Raw genomic sequence first — 18,894 nt, forward strand, 5'->3', positions numbered from 1 at the left:
ATGCTCGAAATCAGACATGCCAATCAACGTGGCCGCGCGGAGCACGGCTGGCTTAGCTCGCGTCACACGTTTTCGTTCGCGCATTACCACGATCCGAAGCAGAATGGCTTCTCCGACCTGCTCGTCATCAACGACGACCGTGTCGCGCCGGCCCAAGGCTTCGGCAAGCACCCGCATCGCGATATGGAAATCTTTTCGTACGTGCTGGAGGGCGCACTGGAACATAAGGACACGATGGGCACCGGCTCCGTGATCGTGCCCGGCGACATTCAGTTGATGAGCGCGGGAACCGGCGTTGCGCACAGCGAGTACAACCATTCGAAGAGCGAACCGGTGCACTTTCTGCAAATCTGGATCGCGCCGGCGCAAAAGGGCACGGCACCGCGCTATCAGCAACAGCATTTCAGCGAGCAGGACAAGCGCGGCGTGCTGCGCCTCGTTCTGTCGCCGGACGGTGCGAACGGTTCTCTGACGTTGCAGCAGGACGCCCGCGTTTATGCCGGGCTCTTCAACGGCGACGAAACGGCGCGACTCGAGCTGGCTAGCAACCGCTACGCGTATGTGCACGTCGCGCGCGGCAGCGTGACGGTGAACGGCGTCGAACTCGGCGAAGGCGACGGCGCACGCGTGCGCGGCGAAGAAGCGCTGACCTTCACGCAAGGTCACGACGCCGAGGTGCTGGTGTTCGACCTGCGCAACATCGAGGTGTCGGAGTTGTGGGCTTGAGCGGTGCTACCGCGTCATAAGCTCATTCGTAGTTGAGAGCCGCCCGGTTTGCGCCGGGCGGCTTTTTTACACGCGCGTGTTGCCTGATGGCTGATACCGGTGCAACGTTCCCGTACTTCTACCCGGGATGTCATGAGCACCGTATGACTGCTGCTCGATCAGCAAATGAAAACGGCGGCCCGCGGGCCGCCGTTGTTCGCTACTGGTTGCGGGTGATCGTCAAACCGCCGCTTCCGCTTCCACCTCGCTGACCGCTTCGGTTTCTTCGCTGTTGCGGATCAGGTGATCGAACGCGCTGAGCGATGCCTTCGCGCCCTCGCCCACTGCAATCACGATCTGCTTGAACGGCACCGTGGTCACGTCGCCTGCGGCGAACACGCCCGGCACCGACGTCGCGCCGCGTGCGTCGACGACAATCTCGCCGTGCTTCGACAACTCGACCGTGCCCTTGAGCCACTCGGTGTTCGGCACCAGACCGATCTGCACGAATACGCCTTCCAGTTCCACCTTCTTCACTTCGCCCGAACGCAGGTCTTTGTAGACGAGCCCGTTCACCTTCTTGCCGTCGCCGGTGATTTCGGTGGTCTGCGCCTGCGTGACGATCGTGACGTTGGCGAGGCTGCGCAGCTTGCGTTGCAACACTTCGTCCGCACGCAGGTTGGCGCCGAATTCGAACAGCGTCACTTCGCTCACAATACCCGCGAGGTCGATTGCGGCCTCCACGCCCGAGTTGCCGCCGCCGATCACCGCGACGCGCTTGCCCTTGAAGAGCGGCCCGTCGCAGTGCGGGCAGTACGCCACGCCGTGATTGCGATACTCGCGCTCGCCCGGCACGTTGATTTCGCGCCAGCGCGCACCGGTTGCGAGAATGATCGTCTTCGCTTTCAGCACCGCGCCGTTCGCAAGACGCACCTCGTTGATGCGGCCGGGAATCAACGCTTCGGCGCGCTGCACGTCCATGATGTCGACTTCGTACGTCTTCACGTGTTGCTCGAGCGCCGTGGCGAACTTTGGGCCTTCCGTTTCGGTGACCGACACAAAGTTTTCGATGGCGAGCGTGTCGAGCACCTGGCCGCCGAAGCGTTCCGCCACCACGCCGGTGACAATGCCCTTGCGCGCCGAATAGATTGCCGCCGCCGCACCAGCAGGCCCGCCGCCGACGATGAGCGTGTCGAACACCGGCTTCTTTTCCAGTTCTTTCGCGGCACGCGCACCGGCGTTGGTATCAAGCTTCGCGAGAATTTCCTTCACGCCGCTGCGGCCCTGGCCGAACACTTCGCCGTTCAGGAACATGGTCGGCACAGCCATGATCTGGCGCGCTTCGACTTCGTTCTGGAACAGCGCGCCGTCAATTGCCACGTGACGAATGCGCGGGTTGATGAGCGCCATCACATTGAGCGCCTGCACGACTTCCGGGCAGTTCTGGCACGACAGCGAGAAATACGTTTCGAATTGATAGTCGCCGTCGAGACTGCGGATCTGTTCGATTACCGCGTCGTCGAGTTTGACCGGATGGCCGCCCACCTGCAGCAATGCCAGCACGAGCGACGTGAATTCATGCCCCATCGGAATGCCAGCGAAGCGGATGCCGATGTCCTTGCCCGGCTCGCCGATCGAAAACGACGGCTTGCGTTCGCTGTCGTCGCGACGCTCCACCACGCTCACGCGTTCCGACAACGTCGCGATATCGTTCAGCAATGCCAGCAGCTCTTGCGATTTCGCGCTGTCGTCCAGCGACGCGACGATCTCGATAGGCCTGCTAACCTTTTCGAGGTACGTTTTCAACTGAGTCTTGAGATTGGCATCAAGCATGGCTATTCGATTCCGTGACGATGGGTGTTGGGTTCCCGGCGCCGCACGCGTGCCGGTAGGACGCGTGCGGCCCGGGGACGTGCGAACCGCTGCATGAAGCGGACCGCACGTTTGATGCGCCGCGAAGGCGCTACTGCCTGAAGCTGTAAAGCAGATTGCCTTGAAGCTGACCGACGCTTCCAGGCCTGTGAAACCTTAGATCTTGCCGATCAGGTCGAGCGACGGCGTCAGCGTTTCTGCGCCCGGCGTCCACTTGGCGGGGCACACTTCACCCGGGTGAGCCGCGATGTATTGCGCAGCCTGAACCTTGCGCAGCAGTTCGCCGGCGTCACGGCCAATGCCGTTGTCGTGAATTTCGCACAGCTTGATCTCGCCTTCCGGGTTGATCACGAACGTGCCGCGCAGTGCCAGACCTTCTTCTTCGATCAGCACGTCGAAGTTGCGCGAGATAGCCAGCGTCGGGTCGGCCAGCATCGGGTACTTGATCTTCTGGATCGTGTCCGACGTGTCGTGCCAGGCCTTGTGCGTGAAGTGCGTATCGGTCGACACGCTGTAGATTTCCACGCCGAGCTTCTGGAAATCGGCGTAGCGATCGGCCAGGTCACCCAGTTCGGTCGGGCACACAAACGTGAAGTCGGCCGGATAGAAAACGAAAACCGACCACTTGCCCTTCAGGCTTTCTTCAGTGACGGTCACGAAATCGCCGTTGTGATAAGCCTGTGCCTTGAACGGTTTGACTTGACTGTTGATGATCGGCATTTGCTGAGTCCTCTTTCTGAGTGGTTGGAAAGTGGAGTCAGTATGTCAGACTGCGCTTAATAGGTAAAGTGGATTGTTTTAATTCTGTTGATAGATTGAATCTATCCGATTCGACCCTTTGGGCTATCGGACCCTCTCGCCTATCGACCCTTTAGGCTATCGGTTCCCGTCTGCCTTGAGAAGCCGCCAGAGCGTGGTCCGGCCTATCCCAAGCATCCGGCTGGCCGCCGCCCGGTTGCCTTGGCACTGCTCCAGTGCGCTCAGTACCTGTTGGCGGCTCGGAGCGGCGCGCGGTACGGAGGCGGCAGAGCCAGTTGCCGTCAGTGCGGCTTGACGCGAGGCCACGGGCACAGGTCCGGTCACGGCTGCAACCGGCGGCGCGTTGAGCCGCGTGGCCACCGCTTCGTCAGCGGCAGTATTCGCCAGCGTGTGGCGCCCTTCAGCCCGCGTCATGCGCTCGAACTCGGGGAAAAGCGCCCGCAGATCGGCGCCGCTGTCGTCGTCAGTGCGCACAGCGCCGTCAGCGGCGGCTGCGTCGCCTCCGGCGGCGTCCAGGTAAATCGCCGCGCGCGCCAGCAGGTTTTCCAGCTCCCGCACATTGCCAGGCCACGCATAACCGTCGAAGAGCGGCGCCAGAAACGCGAGCACCCGCTCGTGCGCCGCGTCCGACAACTTATATTGCAGCGCACTGCGGCTTAACAAGTGGCGAGCCAGCGCAACCGCGTCGGCGCGCCGCTCGCGCAGCGGCGGCAATTCTATCTGAAGCAGATTCAGACGGAAATACAGGTCCGCGCGAAACGCGCCCTGCTCGACGAGCGCATGCAGGTCGCGATGCGTGGCGGCGATCACCCGCACATCCACCGGCGTCGCGCGGCCCGAGCCGAGCTTCATGACCTCGCGCTCCTGCAGCACGCGCAAGAGCCGGCTTTGCAATGCGGCGGGCATCTCGCCGATTTCGTCGAGGAAAATGGTGCCTGTATGGGCAATCTCGAACAGGCCCGGCTTGCCGCCGCGCCGCGCGCCGGTGAACGCACCCTCTTCATGGCCGAACAGCTCGCTTTCGATCAAGCCTTCGGGCAGCGCCGCACAATTGAACGCGACGAACGGATTGCCGCGCCGCCGGCTCGCGTTGTGAATGCCTTGGGCGACCAGCTCCTTGCCGGTGCCGCTCTCGCCGCTCAGCAGAACGGTGACGTCGTGCGCCGCCGCTGCGCGCGCGAGCCGCCGCACGCGTTGCAGAGCCGCCGACTCGCCGACCAGATCCTCCAGCCGGTGCCGGGCCACCAGATGCTTCGGCCGCTGGCTGGTGCGCAGCGAGCGGTCGATCCGCTGCGCGACGAGCGCGTCCTGCACCGTCACGACGGAGCCGGAACGCACGCCCTGCTCGAGAATCGGCACGCAATTGACAATCAGCGAGCGTTCGCCGATCTGCTGGATGCGTTCGTCGACGGCGCCGCCGCGTTCCAACGCTTCGCGCAGCCACGGGCCGACCGTTCGCACGAGCCCCGCGGACACGTCGCGCTCGCGCTGCAGACCCAGCAGGTCGAGCATCGCCGGATTGACGGCTTCGAGCTGGCCGGCGTCGTCGAACGCGGCTACGCCGTCGCGCAAATGCGCGACGATCGTGTTCAGGCGCACCCGCTTCGATTCCTTTTGCCGGCTCACGCGCGCAAGTTCGACCGAACGCTCGAACGCTTCTTCCACCGCGCCGAGCGAATAGAGGAACACGCTCGCGAGCCCCGCCTGCTGCGCCAGATCACAGGCCATGCCGGGGCCGATAATGACGCGGCAGCCCGCATCGGCAAGGTTGTTCACGGCGGTTCTGACCTCGTCGGCCGAGCGGTACGCGCGCTGGGTCAGGCGCACGTTCAGCCAGCCATCCAGTTGGGCTAGTTCGTGCGCGACGGTTTCATGCAGCACGAGGCCAATCGGCGCGCCGGGCCACGTACTGGTGGCGTGCGTGATCGCGCTCAACACGTCGAAGCCGTTCACCTTGACCATGACGACCGGCACGCTCAGGTGGTCGCGCAAATAGGCGCCGTTGGAGCCGGCCGCCAGAACCACGTCGACGGAACCCGCATCCACGTAGCGCTGCAGCGCCGTGACGGCGGCGCCGTAACCTTCGCGCACCGGAAAAAATCTGGCGCGCTCGGCGTAGCGCGGCGCGATAGTCTCGCAAAGCGACTGCAGGCGGCTGATACTGACGAGAGCGACACCCGGCCGGCCGCGGTCCGCGTTGCTGAAGGACGGTGCAAAAGTGGACACGGCGAACTCCCGGTAACCGCTGAGGGCGGCAATGGACGCATCTGAAACGTTCCATGAAACACTCAGTGGAACGTTCGCGAATTCTGCCATGAAACGCTCTGGTCCCGCGACGTATCGCAAGTCCTTGATGGGACGCGAGAAACGCGTATGTGCCAGCAATGGCACAGTTTCTGCCCTACAGGCCACTTCTACCACTCGTCAACTTTCCGGAGAAACCGTCATGAGCACTTCCGCCACCCGCCGCGCCGCCTTCCGTGCGAAGGTCAACCAACGCGAGGGCCTGCTGGTGCCCGGCGCGTTCAACGCGATGAGCGCCCGCGTGATCGAGGACGCCGGCTTTGAGGCTGTCTACATCACGGGCGCGGGCGTCACGAACATGTCGCTCGGCTTGCCCGACCTCGGCTTCATCGGTCTTGCCGAGGTCGCGGAGCACACCGCGCGGATTCGCGACGCGGTCGCACTGCCGCTGATCGTGGACGCCGACACAGGCTTCGGCAACGCGTTGAACGTACGCCAGACCGTGCGCGTGCTGGAGCGCAGCGGCGCGGACGTGATCCAGTTCGAAGACCAGATCATGCCGAAGAAGTGCGGTCACTTTTCGGGTAAGGAAGTGATCAGCACGAGCGAGATGGTCGGCAAGATCCGCGCGGCCGTCGACGCCCGCGAGGACGGCAATCTGCAGATCATGGCGCGCACCGACGCCGCGGCCGTCCACGGCATAGAAGACGCGATCGAGCGCGGCCATCGCTTCATCGAGGCGGGCGCCGACATCCTGTTCATCGAGGCGACCGAATCGCTCGCCGACATCGAACGCCTGCCGTCGCTGTTCGACAAGCCGCAGCTGATCAACATCGTGATCGGCGGCAAAACGCCGGTGCAGTCGCGCGAGGCGCTGGCGAAGCTCGGCTACGGCATCGTGCTTTACGCCAATGCGGCGCTACAAGGCGCGGTGCTCGGCATGCAGCGCGCGCTCGGCACGCTCAAGACCAATGGCCGCCTCGACGAAGACGCGTCGCTGGTCGCGCCGTTCAGCGAGCGCCAGCGTCTGGTCAACAAGCCGCTGTACGACCGGCTCGACCGCGAATACGCGGCGAAAGACTGAGCGGCGCGTATTGCTCGAAACGTGTGGCCGTCGCACCCGGCACGGCATGCACCGTGCTGCCGCGAGAATCGGCTGCGAACTCACAGCCGCCTTGCATGGCTCGCCGATACGGCAAGCCCGATTAGCCCGATTGCGCTAGGATTCAGGGCCGGCCCGTAAACCCGGCGAGTACCGCGCCCAGCTGCAGCGGCGACGGGTGCCGCAGGTACGCACAGTATGCAGAGGCGGCTCCCGCAGCCCATGTCGACAAGGTCGAGGCGCGGACATGGCCTTGCCATGTCGCCGCACGACGGGGACAACGGGGACCACGGGGACCGCGGGGACCACGCGCCGCGCGGCGTGATCGGCACGGTTGCGCCAGTCGCAGCGGCTCCCGCAGGCCCGGCTGACCTGCACGGCACCAACACGCATTCGAGAAAGGTAGTCAATAAAATGAAGCCCATCACATCGCTCTTGCCCCGCCCGGCGTGCGAGCGTGGCCCGCACGCTCCCGGCGCGCTCCGACGCGCGGTCCCCCGCAACCTCCCCGGAGCCACGCGATGAGCGCGACGCACGCGCCTCACAAGCACGTGGGCTGGCTGCCCTACATCGTCGCGGCCACGTTTTTCATGGAATATCTCGACACCACGGTGATCGCGACCGCGCTGCCGCAGATGGCGCACTCGTTCGGCGTGGGGCCGAACAGCATCAGCCTCGGCATGACGGCCTACATGCTGGCGCTGGCGATCTTCATTCCCGCGAGCGGCTGGGTGGCCGACCGCTGCGGCTCGCGCACCGTGTTCTTCAGCGCAATCGGCGTGTTCACGGTGGCTTCGATCTTGTGCGGACTCTCGCAGAACGTCGCCGAGTTCACCGCCGCGCGTCTGCTGCAAGGCATCGGCGGGGCGATGATGGTGCCGGTGGGCCGGCTGATCGTGGTTCGCAGCACCGAGAAGTCGCGCATGATGCAGGCCATTTCCACCATCACCTGGCCGGCCATCGCCGCGCCCGTGGTCGGCCCGCCGATAGGCGGCTTCATCACGACCTACGCGTCGTGGCGCTGGATCTTCCTGCTCAACGTGCCGTTCGGCCTCGCGGCCATGGCCGTGGCGCTGGCCATGGTGCCGAACCTGCGCGGCAGCGAACGCAGGCCGCTCGACGTGGTGGGCCTCCTGCTGAGCGGCACCGCGCTCACGGCGATCCTGTACGGCGCCGAACTGGCGAGCCAGCCAGCCGAGAATCCGTGGGTGGCGGGCGCGATCATCGCGGCGGGCCTGCTGGTCGGCGTGGTCGCGTTCCAGCACGCGAAGCGGCATCCGCATCCGCTCATCGACGTCTCCACGCTGAAGATTCCAACCTTTTCCGTGACCGTGGTGACGGGCTCGTTTACACGCATCGGCATTGGCGCCGTGCCTTATCTGATGCCGCTGCTGTTTCAGGTCGGCTTTGGGCTGTCTGCGTTCAAGTCAGGGCTGCTGCTGCTCGCGAGCGCGCTCGGCAATCTGGGTATGAAGGCGCTGACCACGCGCATCCTGCAGCGCTTCGGCTTTCGCATGGTGTCGATTGTCGACGTGACGGTGGCGGGCATCTTCATCATCGCGTGCGGTCTGCTTACGCCTGAGGTTCCGCTTGCGCTCGTGCTGATCGTGGTGTTCGTGTACGGCGTCGCGCGCTCCATGCAGTTCTCGACGCTCGCCACGCTCGCCTACGCCGACGTAGCCCAGCCGCAGATGAGCGCGGCCAGCACGCTATGGAGCGCCGCCGCGCAAATGACAATCGGGCTCGGCATTGCGTTCGGCGCGGTGTCGCTGCGTGCGGCTGCGTTCTTCAACGGCGAGACCTCGGGCCACGCCTTCACGCTCGACGACTTCCGGCTCGCTTTCCTGCTCGCAGGCGTGCTGACGCTGCTGTCGGTGATTGGCTACATGGGTCTTTCACGCGACGCGGGCCAAAGCATCGGCGGCGGCTCGCGGGGCGCAGAAGATCCCGCGAAGGGCTGAGCCAAACCAGCAGACAGCAGGAGACAAAGTGACGACTTCCAATGATCTGAAAATCTCGAGCGACAACAGCGAGCTTGACCTCGACATCGTGCACGCGTTCCTCTCGCAGCAGACGCCATGGGCGAAGGGCATGCCGCGCGAAACGCTGGAACGCGCGATCGCGGGGTCGCTATGTTTTGGCGGTTATGTCGACGGCAGGCAGGTGGCGTTCGCGCGCGTCGTCACCGACCATGCGACCTTTGCCTACCTGTGCGATGTCTTCGTGCTGCCGGAGCATCGCGGCAAAGGTTATGCGCACGCGTTGCTGACGCAGTTGCTTGCGAGCGACTCGCTGCAAGGTCTCAGAAGAATCATGCTGGCGACAACCGACGCGCATCACGTCTACCGGCCGCATGGCTTCAAGGCTTTGTCGAACCCCGCGCTTTTCATGGAAGTGCACAACCCCGACGTCTACACCAGCGCCTGACCGCCCCGGCGCGGCCACGACACGCGCACCAACGCGGGCCGCAACGCGCGCCGCGGCGTTGGTCAGACGTATGGGCGCTCGCGCACCCACTTCGTCATGATCCACTTGTCGCCGGAGAGCACCGGCGCGCCGCCGTGCAAGGTCAGCGGATCGAGTTGACGCCGGCCGTTCATGTAGCGGAAATACACGGCGCCGCCCTGCTGCGCCGCTACCGACAAGCCCGCTTCGGGAAAGATGGTTTCGCCGCCCTCAGGCACGTCGTTCAGATAGACGACGAGCGTCGCCACGCGTTGGCCGCCGCGCGCGGTGTGCACCGCGCTGCCGGGCTGGTCGGGCGGGAAATAGTCGAAATGCGGCCGGTATTCGCCGCTCGGGCCATAGTGAAGGATTTGCAAGCCTTCGCCATTCTCGAGCGGCCAGTTCATCAGGCTGGCGATCCGCTGGTCGAGCCGCTCGATCAACGCGTCTTCTCCGCGCTGATACCAGATGCCTTCGCTGGTGCGGTTGCGGATCACATCTTCGCGGCCGGTCGCCGGATCGACGATGGTCGAGCGTTTGAGCCGATGCCGCGAACGCTCGATCATCTCGGCGCACTCGTCCGGCGAAAGCACGTTGCCGAATACGATTACCTGCGGCCGTTCACAGCGCATCAACACCTGCACGTCGCGGTCGAACGCGCGAATCGTATTGCCGCGCGCGACGGGGCCTGGGTCGTATTCGTACGCTGCCTGCGCGTTCTGCGAGCCTTGCAGCTCCTGCGGCAAGGCGGCTTGAACGCCGCCCGCAGACGCCGCCAGGGGCAACGCGTCCAACGCAGTCGCGCCGAATGCGCCGCGCACCGCTTCGCCGGCCGCGTCGGAGGCAAAACCGGCCTGCACCATGGCCTCGATCATCGACTCCATCGTGCAGCCGCGTGCTGCGTTGGTGCGCAGCCATTCCTGCCATGCGGCATCCACTACCGGCATACCTTTCCCCGCTGTTGGATAGAACAAGCATAGTGCATGGGCCAGCGCCTCCGTTCAGCTCTGATGGTCCTGGCGCCGATAAATGGCGAGCCCTTTGCGCGCCCGCGCGCGGATGGAGCGCTGCACGAGCGGCGACCATCCGAGCAGCGCGCCCCGCGCGCCGAGTGCCTGGCGCAGCCACGCCCACAAATCGAAACTGTCGCGATGCTCGACGATCAGTCCGTCGCGAAACGCAAAGCGTGCGTCGATCTGGTTCACCACCGGCCGGCCCGTCTGACTGAACACATAGCCCGCTGTCCAGTGCGCGCGGCCGGCGTGATCGTCGGCTTCCACGCTGTCGAAGGTCAGCGTGAAATCCTGCGCGCGCGTGACGAGCATGCGCCACATGTCGCGCACTTCGTCGCCGTGCAGTTCGCCGAATGCGGGATCGCTGAATACGACGTCGTCGGCGTAGCAGGCGATCATGGTGTCGGCGTCGCGCCGCTGGAACGCCGTATAGAAGCGCTCGATCAGTTCGATGTTCGGATGTCTCATTTGTTCTCGTAGCTCGGTTTGCCGTGATGCGAGCCGCTGAGCAGGTCCGCGGCTTCAGGCGTGTGGGAACGCGGATTGTATCGAATCGGCGCGCGTGTCCCTGAAGCCGCGCAGGCTAGCCCTCATGCGCATGAGCGCGATCGCGGATCTCGGCGAGCGAAACGTCGACCAGCAGTTTGCCGGAATCGAATACCGTTGCCATCGCGTCCTGCCACTCGGCATTTGCAGCGCCGGTGTGTTCGTGTGGCGCGAGCGGCAGCGTTGCCGTGCGGTACTCGCCCGTGCGGCGATTCACGAGCAGCGTGAGCCGGCCTTTCATCGAGCGCTTGCTGGCGTCGGTCACCGGGTCTTTCGAAACGTCATGCCATTGGTCGCCGAGGCGGATCGCCGAACACTTCATCGCAAAGCGCTGTGTGTCGCGATTGATCTGTTGCAATAGCGCCCCGCCCATACCGAACACGATGTTATCCGCCGCGAAACCCGCGTGCTCCATTGCGGCGAGAATGGCTTCCAGCGAGTCCGCGTTCACGCCGTCGCCCTGAATCACACGCACATTGCGCAGCACGCGCCAGCCCTTGCTGTTCACGCTGGACCCAAACGACGCTTCGAGCGCGTGCAGTGTCTGCAAGACGATGCTGCGCGGATCGCCCGAATCCGGGCGAATCACCAGCATGCCGCCGGAATCGAGCACCGCCTGCCTCAGTTCAGTGCCCCAAACCTTCAATGCAGCGAACAGGTCGTACGAGTCCGACACGACGGAAACGATGGCGCCCGGCTTTGCAAACTTCGCGATCATGTTGCGATACGCGTCGGTCTCGCGCTCGCGTCCCCATGACGTGATCGTGCTGTGTTCCGCGGCGGGCACCGAAAAGGCGGCCATGCTCTCGTTGTAGTAGTGATTCGCAGCCACCACGCCGAGCACCGTGTCCGATCCCATGAAGCTCACCAGATGCGCGGCGCCGCCTATCGCCGCCGATTCGGCACTCGACACGCCGCGCGCACCGAAGTCGTGCAGCTTGAACGGCAGTTGCGTGAGATCGTCGCTGGTCTTGTGCAGATACGCGCGAATGGTCTGGCGCAGATGCCAGCTTTGCGTCGCGACCGTGACCGGATACCACACGCGCAGCAGCATGGTCTCCAGATACGAAGCGAGCCAGAACACCTGCGGATCGTCGCATTCCACGGTAACCAGCGCATTGTGCGTGGGCACCACGGACCCCTCGGGCACCGCACGAATACGCACCGGCAGATAACCGCCGTAATGCTCGACGATATGACGCCAGCCCGCTTCGTTAAACGGCTCGCCGTGCGCGATGAAAAACGCTTTGGCCTCGTCGATCATCGACGCCGTAATGGGGCGGCACAGATACTCCTTGATGAGCATCTGCAGGCCGAAGAAGAGCGTACGGTCGTAGCGCCCGCCGCGCGATTCGATGTAAGAGAACATCGCCGACGCTTCTGGCGGGTACTGCAGATAATGCGACGCCTTGTACGAATCCGTGTTGAGGATGGGATTCGCAAGGAACGCGCGCACGCCGCCCGGACCGCTGGACTCGTTGATCATGAAGAAACTCCGCGCTCGGCTCGCTGACAGTGGCTGGCTTTACATGATGCCACGAGCATGCCGCGCGCGGCGGGCGACTGCCGGGCGCGGCCATGCGCCGCTCGCGCCGCTCGCGCTGATCGGCGAGCGGCCTGCCCGCGGCCGGGCGTCAGTCTTCAGTCGGCGTCGCCGGATTCGGGCGGGCGGATGCTCGCATCGCGAGCGTCGGTCCTTTCGTGCGGAACAGGCAGCTCATATGCGTCGCGCAATGCCGGCCGTTGAAGCTCCGCCTGTGCGCGGCGCTTGATGGCCTCGGCAATCACGAGTGCCGTCAGATCCACGGGCGCCGCGAAGAACCACGCGCGCTTTGCGCCGACGTGAGCCCGATAACGCAGGCGCGGCGCCCTGGCCGCGGACCGAGTGACTGACGTAGCTGATTGATCGTGGCGCGGCGCGCAGGCCGGCCCGGAAATTTGCGTTTTCATGACATCCCCCGTACGAATGACACGCTGATACGCTCATCTGCTGATGGCTCCGTTGCAGCGTTCCAGGTCCGCCGTGCTCACGCGAATGCGCGAACACGGCGCCCGGTCCACTCGCAACTCCGCCTCTCTATGGAGGCTCTCTGGCCTTCTCCCCGCTTCGTCGCGCCGGTTGGCCAAGACCGTACGCTGCCCCTTTCCCTTGTATGCACGTCGCTCGCGCAAACGTTGCCGCGCGAGGTACCTGTCGTTATATGTCCAGCACTTTCACCCTTCACAGACGAAAAAAACCGGCGAGGTCAGAGCTTTGCGTCGTCGGTTCACGAACCACCGCTTCGCATCGGTTGTTCGGCCCTTGTTGTTGGACGTCCGTCTGTCATGGCCCCGCCGCAGCCTCGTATGACGCATTGGCGCTCCCCGGCCGCGTCCACGAAGTCGTTCTGTTGCTGCCGATCGTTCCGGCTTTCCCCTCGCTTCGGCCTCGTATTCCTCGGCTGACGGGCAGCAACACATTCGCTGTGACTTGCTTATTGCAATGGTTATGCCATGTGCGCGCAGGTGCTGTCGCACAAGGCATCTCGTAGATTGCGCGGCAACCGCTCGGGCGGCCGCCGCATGAGGTGACGCCGAGTGATTCGTATACGAGACGCGCTGCGGCCTCGCAAAGGTGCGCGACATACGGATTGAACGCATGGAATTCGCGCATCGTATAAGCGTTCTATCCCGCAGCCCCGCATGCCTTCGCGCCTGGCGGGAATGCGCCGGTCAATATTGTGCTATCGCCGTGCATTGAAACGGTGCGAATAGGCCGCAAACGGATGAAGTCGATTTTGTTGCAGGTGTGAAACATGAGCATTCATGGCGCGAGCATGTGCGGGTCACGCTCGTACACGTGCTGCGTACTCCAACCCTCACAACAGGGCTTGACGCAACGCATTTGAAACGGCATGTGATTAGCCGCGCAATGTCCGCCATATCAGGCAACTACTGAATAACCGTGAATCAATCAACAAACTTTTCCGCTACTGATTTGTTTGTATAGCATTCCAAAGCGCTTTCGCTTATGTTTAAGTCACGCGCCGGACAGAGCGCGATAAAAAATGGCGTGCTGGTCAAGAAGCGGTACAAGTGATTCGGGGATGAACAGTGCGGCGGTTGCAACATCAATCATGCTCCCGCCTGTCGCAGACATGCGGCACCTCGCGGCTCGCGCCGTACCTCGCCTGCCCGGCTAGAACGTCGACTGTTGAACCGGCCATTGGCCGCGCTCACAACAGAGCGCGCTGCTGGCATTGGGCTTCGCGCCGGACCTACCACACAGGCCGGCCGGCTCGCTTAATCCGGAGGCCTTGCGGCCTTGCCGGTCATGAACAACGACGAACAGCAGTCTTCAGCCAGCACGGAATCGGGGGTAATGGAAATGACTTTCGCATCTGCGGAGATCGGACGCACCGTTCTTTACGTATCGAACTCGCCCGATCAGAAACTCGCCGACTTTCTCGCCGCGTCGGGCTGGCACGCTGTTCACGCGAAAACGACTGCAAGCGCGGAACGCATGATAGAGCGCGAGAACATCAAGGTCGGTCTCGTCGAACTGCCAGAAGACTGCACGTCGCAGCAGTTGTCCGCGCTCGCCGCGTGCATGCGCCGCCCGGAAACCAACTGGGTCGCGCAAATCGCGCCGGGCCAGGCGGATAACGAACTGGTCAGCCGCTTTATCCTCGATTACTGCTTCGACTTTGTCACGCGGCCGTGGCTGAACGAGCGGCTCGTGTTCGCGCTCGGCCACGCGCATGGGCTCTCGGCGCTGCGGCATGTGCAGGTGGCGCCGGAACCGTCGCTCGGACGACACGGCATGGTCGGTCAGTGCGAGGCGATGCAGCAGTTGTACCGGCGCATCGACAAATGCGGCCCAACGGAGGCGCCAGTGTTCATCGCCGGCGAATCGGGCACGGGCAAGGAGCTGACCGCACGCGCCATCCACGAGCGTTCGCCGCGCGCCGGCCGCCAGTTCGTCGCGATCAATTGCGCGGCGATCCCGCCGACCCTGCTGCAGGCGGAACTCTTCGGGCATGAACGCGGCGCGTTCACCGGCGCGCTTCAGCGCAAGATCGGCCGGATAGAAAGCGCGCATGAAGGCACGCTGTTTCTCGACGAGATCGGCGACATGCCGCACGAATGCCAGGCCGTGCTGCTGCGCTTCTTGCAGGAAGGCACGATCGAGCGGCTAGGCGGCAACGGCCCGATTCACGTCGACGTGCGCGTTATTTCCGCGACCCATGTCGACCTCGACAAGGCCGTGGAGGACGGGCGCTTTCGCGCCGACCTGTATCACCGGTTGTGCGTGCTGCGTCTTGTCGAGCCGCCGCTGCGCGAGCGCGGCGGCGACATCAGGCTGCTCGCGAACTATGCGCTCGGCATGTACCGGCAGGACGGCGCGCGCAAGCTGCGGGGGCTGTCCAGCGACGCGATCGTCGCCATGTCGAACTACGCGTGGCCGGGCAATGTGCGCGAACTCATCAACTGCGTGCGCCGCGCCGTGGTGATGAGCGAGGGTCGTTTTCTCACTGCAGGCGACCTGGGCCTGCCCGCTACGGACAACGGGCCGCCCGTCACGCTCGCGGAAATCCGCAGCAAGGCGGAAAAAGACGCAATAGAACATGCACTGCAGCGGCATGGCTATAGGTTGTCGGAAGCGGCGGCCGAGCTTGGGATTTCTCGCGCCACGCTGTACCGGCTCATGCACGCGGACCGTCTACACCAGGAGCCCGCGGGTGGGCATGGGTCGAACGGCGGCGGGAACGGTGCAAGCGGTGCGAACGGTGCAAGCGGTGGCTCGAACCGCACTCCGCACGCGGACGACGACGGCGAATCGGAGAGGCGCTCGCCATCGTTGATGTCGGCGGCCTCGGCGTAGGGTCCTTATAACGCAGCGAGCGAAGCGCGTTGCGGTTTGCGGCGCGTTTTCGGTTTCGGTTCGGCAAGCGGCGGGGCAGTGGCCCGCGCCGCTTGCACGCAGCGGGCCGAGACGCGACTGAGTGCGGGATTGCAGTTCGACAGGCCGAGCGGCGGGCGCCCAGAGCCGGCGTGTGCGCATGATCGGAAAAAGCGCGGTTGGACCCGTTGGCGCCGCTGTGGGCTGTGCCCCCCGGCCCACCCACGCGCGTTCGCCCACATCAAGCCCGGCTTCCAGTCGACATCTTTCTGCGCGGGCCCACCTCATGGCAGCCGACGCCCCCGGCTCGCCACCAGCCTCACCGCTCCCGCGACGCACAGGCAAGCAACTTGCTACCGCCTCTCGCCAGCGCCGCACGCCTTTCGCGAGCGGGCATTCGTGACCCGGCAAGGCCCGCCGCAGGACGCAAGCTTGACGACTCAGGAACTTGTGCCGCCCATGCCGTGTCGGTCAAGGCCAAGCCGAAAATCGCCAGACCGGCCCCTGCATCCTGCGATGCCGTCGCACCCCGCGGCCCGTCTTATACCTTATGCGCAAACTACTACACGCCTGCTTCGTCGCTCTGCTCATTCTCGGCGCACCGCCCGTCCTTGCCGCGGTGACGCCGGCCACGCCCGCGTCGGCGGCCTCGGGCACCGCCGTCACACTGACACCGGACCAGGCGCGCCAGGCACTGTCGGTACTCAACGACCCCAAGCGCCGCGCGCAGGTTGCCGATACCTTGCAGGCCATTGCCGCCGCCGGCGCGCTCAGCGCCCCGGCATCGACCGCGGCGCCGGCCTCCGCCCCCGCCCCCGCAAGCGGCGCTGCCGCGCTCGTGCCCGCCGCGTTCAAGTCCAATGGACTGGCCTCGCAACTCGCGCGGCAGGGCGCACACTGGGCCGTGCATCTCGGTACGTCGCTGCGCAACTCGGTGACGGCCCTGCTCGACGTGGCGTCGGTGCGCGCGTGGTGGAACTGGCAATTGACCAGCCCGCAGGCCCGCTCCGTCCTCGCGCACGTCGCGTGGTCGTTGCTGGCCGCGCTGTTGCCGGCGCTCGCGCTCGAATGGCTCGCGCGGCGTCTGTTGCGCCGCGCCTATCGCGCGCTCGCCGCGCGCCGTGAACATGGCGACCTCACGGACGCGCCGCGCACCGACCTGCCGGTCGACGTGGTACCCCAACCTGCCGACGCGCCGAACGCCGCGCCGCCCTTGCCTGCTCCGCCGGTCGCCGAGGCGCGGGCCAACGCGGAAGCTGAGGCAGCCGCAAAGCAGGCCACAGCGGCAGCCGCAGCGAGCTCGGCAGCGACGCCCGCCACCGGCGAGCCGCCGGTGACTCCCACGCCCGCGCCGTCCGCCGCCACCGGCAAGGCCGCCGAGGCGAAAGGCAAGCAGAACGCGACGCACCACTGGACACTCCTGCAGCGCCTGCCCCGCGCGCTGCTGGTCACGGTGCTGCGGCTCGTGCCGCTGGCCGTGTTCGTCGGCGCCTCGAGCGCTCTCATGTCGCTCTTTACCGACGACAACACCCCGCAAGACCGCGCACTCGACTCGCTCGTCGACATTTATGTGCTGTGCCGGCTGGTTGTGATCGTCAGCGGTTTCTTCCTGCAGCCGGCCGCGCCGCGTCTGCGTCTGTTGCGCATGAGCGATGCGTGGTCCGTCTTCGTGCATCGCTGGGTGATCCGCATTGTCAGCGTGATCGGCGTCGGTTCGGCGGTGGCGGAAATTGCCAGGTCGCTCGGCCTGAACGAGGCCGCGCACCTCGCGTTGATGAAGGTCGTCGCGCTCGCCGGCCATGTGATGCTCTCCATCCTGATCCTGCAATGCGCGAAACCCGTGGGCGAGCTGATCCGGCAGCGCGCCGCCGCGCGTAAGTCGCTCGAACTGGCCGGCAATGCGCTCGCCGACGCATGGGCATGGCTTGCGGTGTTCGTGGTGATGGCGCTGTGGTTCATCTGGGCGCTCGACGTGCAAAACGGCTACCACGCGTTGCTGCAGTTGGGCGGCATGTCGCTCGCGGTGCTGGTGGGCGCGCGCGTGCTCGCCATCGTGATTTTCGGCGGACTGGCGCGGCTTTTCAACGGCCGCGAAGACGCCGACCAGTCGCTCGTGCACCAGCACGCGTACCGCTACTACCCGCTGCTGCGGCGGGTGGTCTCGTGGATTATCGGCATCGCGACCGCGCTGGCGTTGCTGGCGGTGTGGGGCGTCGATGTCGGCGAGCTGTTCCGCGACGGCAGCATCGGTCACCGGCTCGCGTCGGCTCTCGTCACCATTGGCGTGGCGGCCGTGATCGCGCTGCTCGTGTGGGAAAGCGTGAACGTGTCGGTGGAACGGCGCCTCGAGCGCTGGACCACGAGCGGCGATCTCGTGCGCGCCGCGCGTCTGCGCACGCTGCTGCCGATGCTGCGTACCGCACTCTTTTGCGCCATCGCGCTCGTTGTCGTGCTGACCGGCCTGAGCGAGCTTGGCGTGAACATCGGGCCGCTGCTGGCGGGCGCGAGTATCTTCGGCGTGGCGCTTGGCTTCGGCTCGCAAAAGCTGGTGCAGGACTTCATTACCGGCATTTTCCTGTTGATGGAAAACGCCATGCAGGTGGGCGACTGGGTGACGGTTGCGGGCGTGTCCGGCACCGTCGAGTATCTGTCTATCCGCACGGTACGCTTGCGCGGCAGCGACGGTTCGCTGTTCACCGTGCCGTTCAGTTCCGTGTCGACGGTGAACAATACGAATCGCGGCATCGGCAATGCGGCGGTGCGCGTGAACATCGTGTTCGGCCAGGACGTGGATCTGGCAATCGAAACGCTCAAGGAAATCGGCGCCGCGCTGCGCGAGGAAGACAAGTTCAAGGACGGCATTCTGTCCGACTTCAGCTTCTGGGGTGTCGACGCAGTGGACGGCTCGGCGGTGACGCTCGCCGGCCAGATGCAATGCCGCGACTCGGCGCGCTGGGGCGTGCAGCGTGAATTCAACCGGCGCATTCTCGACCAGTTCCGCGAACGCGGCATCGAAATCGCAAACCCGCAGCGCAACCTGCTGACGTGGGACCCGCAAAGCGTTGCGCCACGCGTCGAAGCGGCCGAGCCGCCTGAGCAGGAGTCGCAGCGGCCGCCACAAACGACATCAGAAGCGACACCAGAAGCGGCAGGAGCAACCCAGGCGCCATCAGCCCGTTCGTCCGCCGACGGCGCTTCTTCCGATGGCGCTTCGAAAGGCGACGCGCCGGTGCAGGATCAGATTCCGGTGGACCCCAAACCCGCAGGCGGCCCGGGCACGCCCGCCAATCCTGGACAGGCCTCGCCGCATGAATGACGCTCGGCGC

13 protein-coding genes are annotated in these 18,894 nt (G+C 65.1%); 6 read left to right on the forward strand and 7 right to left on the reverse strand.

Going from position 1 to position 18,894, the window contains the following annotated elements:
* Window positions 1-726: a pirin family protein gene (locus JNB89_RS00685; protein WP_013341237.1), complete on the forward strand. Its 726-nt coding sequence runs from the start codon at window positions 1-3 to the stop codon at window positions 724-726.
* 219 nt (window positions 727-945) lie between these two features.
* On the opposite strand, the gene ahpF is transcribed toward JNB89_RS00685, so the two are convergent.
* The 3 genes from ahpF to prpR form a co-directional block, all read right to left on the reverse strand.
* Window positions 946-2,538, reverse strand: a complete 1,593-nt coding sequence (gene ahpF, locus JNB89_RS00690; RefSeq protein WP_135892053.1) for an alkyl hydroperoxide reductase subunit F — start codon at window positions 2,536-2,538, stop codon at window positions 946-948.
* Between the two features lie 195 nt (window positions 2,539-2,733).
* The gene (gene ahpC, locus JNB89_RS00695; RefSeq protein WP_013341239.1) at window positions 2,734-3,297 is read right to left on the reverse strand and encodes an alkyl hydroperoxide reductase subunit C; all 564 of its coding nucleotides are present in this window, start codon (window positions 3,295-3,297) and stop codon (window positions 2,734-2,736) included.
* A 156-nt stretch (window positions 3,298-3,453) separates the two neighbouring features.
* The gene (prpR, locus tag JNB89_RS00700; RefSeq protein ID WP_220360871.1) at window positions 3,454-5,562 is read right to left on the reverse strand and encodes a propionate catabolism operon regulatory protein PrpR; all 2,109 of its coding nucleotides are present in this window, start codon (window positions 5,560-5,562) and stop codon (window positions 3,454-3,456) included.
* Between the two features lie 220 nt (window positions 5,563-5,782).
* Here prpR and JNB89_RS00705 point away from each other — a divergent pair, with 220 nt between their 5' ends.
* From JNB89_RS00705 to JNB89_RS00715, 3 genes are all read left to right on the forward strand, one after another.
* Window positions 5,783-6,664, forward strand: coding sequence for an isocitrate lyase/PEP mutase family protein (locus JNB89_RS00705; RefSeq protein WP_013341241.1), 882 nt, complete (start codon window positions 5,783-5,785; stop codon window positions 6,662-6,664).
* A 539-nt stretch (window positions 6,665-7,203) separates the two neighbouring features.
* Complete coding sequence (locus JNB89_RS00710) at window positions 7,204-8,643, forward strand: MFS transporter (protein ID WP_220360872.1); 1,440 nt, start codon at window positions 7,204-7,206, stop codon at window positions 8,641-8,643.
* A gap of 28 nt (window positions 8,644-8,671) precedes the next feature.
* Entirely contained in the window at window positions 8,672-9,109 is a 438-nt protein-coding gene (locus JNB89_RS00715; protein WP_220360873.1) for a GNAT family N-acetyltransferase, read from the forward strand.
* Window positions 9,110-9,171: 62 nt separating this feature from the next.
* Here the strand turns inward: JNB89_RS00715 and JNB89_RS00720 are convergent, their stop codons facing one another.
* The 4 genes from JNB89_RS00720 to JNB89_RS00735 all read right to left on the reverse strand — a co-directional run bounded on the left by JNB89_RS00720 (window position 9,172) and on the right by JNB89_RS00735 (window position 12,636).
* Entirely contained in the window at window positions 9,172-10,074 is a 903-nt protein-coding gene (locus JNB89_RS00720; RefSeq protein ID WP_220360874.1) for a 2OG-Fe(II) oxygenase, read from the reverse strand.
* 54 nt (window positions 10,075-10,128) lie between these two features.
* On the reverse strand, window positions 10,129-10,608 hold the full coding sequence (locus tag JNB89_RS00725; RefSeq protein WP_220360875.1) for a nuclear transport factor 2 family protein: 480 nt from the start codon (window positions 10,606-10,608) through the stop codon (window positions 10,129-10,131).
* 115 nt (window positions 10,609-10,723) lie between these two features.
* Window positions 10,724-12,172, reverse strand: a complete 1,449-nt coding sequence (locus tag JNB89_RS00730) for a nicotinate phosphoribosyltransferase (RefSeq protein ID WP_220360876.1) — start codon at window positions 12,170-12,172, stop codon at window positions 10,724-10,726.
* A 155-nt stretch (window positions 12,173-12,327) separates the two neighbouring features.
* Window positions 12,328-12,636: a hypothetical protein gene (locus tag JNB89_RS00735; RefSeq protein ID WP_220360877.1), complete on the reverse strand. Its 309-nt coding sequence runs from the start codon at window positions 12,634-12,636 to the stop codon at window positions 12,328-12,330.
* 1,411 nt (window positions 12,637-14,047) lie between these two features.
* Between JNB89_RS00735 and JNB89_RS00740 the strand changes: the two genes are divergently transcribed.
* Together JNB89_RS00740 and JNB89_RS00745 are read left to right on the forward strand one after the other, a co-directional pair.
* On the forward strand, window positions 14,048-15,550 hold the full coding sequence (locus JNB89_RS00740; protein ID WP_220360878.1) for a sigma-54-dependent transcriptional regulator: 1,503 nt from the start codon (window positions 14,048-14,050) through the stop codon (window positions 15,548-15,550).
* A gap of 568 nt (window positions 15,551-16,118) precedes the next feature.
* Window positions 16,119-18,884 carry a mechanosensitive ion channel family protein gene (locus JNB89_RS00745; protein ID WP_220360879.1) on the forward strand — a complete coding sequence of 922 codons (2,766 nt, stop codon included), beginning with the start codon at window positions 16,119-16,121 and terminating at the stop codon, window positions 18,882-18,884.
* Window positions 18,885-18,894 lie beyond the last annotated feature (10 nt).

Source organism: Paraburkholderia phenoliruptrix (assembly GCF_019511605.1).
Classification (GTDB): Bacteria; Pseudomonadota; Gammaproteobacteria; order Burkholderiales; family Burkholderiaceae; genus Paraburkholderia; species Paraburkholderia phenoliruptrix_A.

What these genes read in the sequence shown, in the direction of transcription:
- JNB89_RS00720 (WP_220360874.1), bottom strand. Translation starts at nt 10,074, where the DNA reads ATGCCGGTAGTGGATGCCGCATGGCAGGAATGGCTGCGCACCAACGCA.
- ahpF (WP_135892053.1), bottom strand. Translation starts at nt 2,538, where the DNA reads ATGCTTGATGCCAATCTCAAGACTCAGTTGAAAACGTACCTCGAAAAG.
- JNB89_RS00705 (WP_013341241.1), top strand. Translation starts at nt 5,783, where the DNA reads ATGAGCACTTCCGCCACCCGCCGCGCCGCCTTCCGTGCGAAGGTCAAC.
- JNB89_RS00735 (WP_220360877.1), bottom strand. Translation starts at nt 12,636, where the DNA reads ATGAAAACGCAAATTTCCGGGCCGGCCTGCGCGCCGCGCCACGATCAA.
- JNB89_RS00745 (WP_220360879.1), top strand. Translation starts at nt 16,119, where the DNA reads ATGCGCAAACTACTACACGCCTGCTTCGTCGCTCTGCTCATTCTCGGC.
- JNB89_RS00725 (WP_220360875.1), bottom strand. Translation starts at nt 10,608, where the DNA reads ATGAGACATCCGAACATCGAACTGATCGAGCGCTTCTATACGGCGTTC.
- JNB89_RS00685 (WP_013341237.1), top strand. Translation starts at nt 1, where the DNA reads ATGCTCGAAATCAGACATGCCAATCAACGTGGCCGCGCGGAGCACGGC.
- JNB89_RS00710 (WP_220360872.1), top strand. Translation starts at nt 7,204, where the DNA reads ATGAGCGCGACGCACGCGCCTCACAAGCACGTGGGCTGGCTGCCCTAC.
- JNB89_RS00730 (WP_220360876.1), bottom strand. Translation starts at nt 12,172, where the DNA reads ATGATCAACGAGTCCAGCGGTCCGGGCGGCGTGCGCGCGTTCCTTGCG.
- ahpC (WP_013341239.1), bottom strand. Translation starts at nt 3,297, where the DNA reads ATGCCGATCATCAACAGTCAAGTCAAACCGTTCAAGGCACAGGCTTAT.
- JNB89_RS00740 (WP_220360878.1), top strand. Translation starts at nt 14,048, where the DNA reads ATGGAAATGACTTTCGCATCTGCGGAGATCGGACGCACCGTTCTTTAC.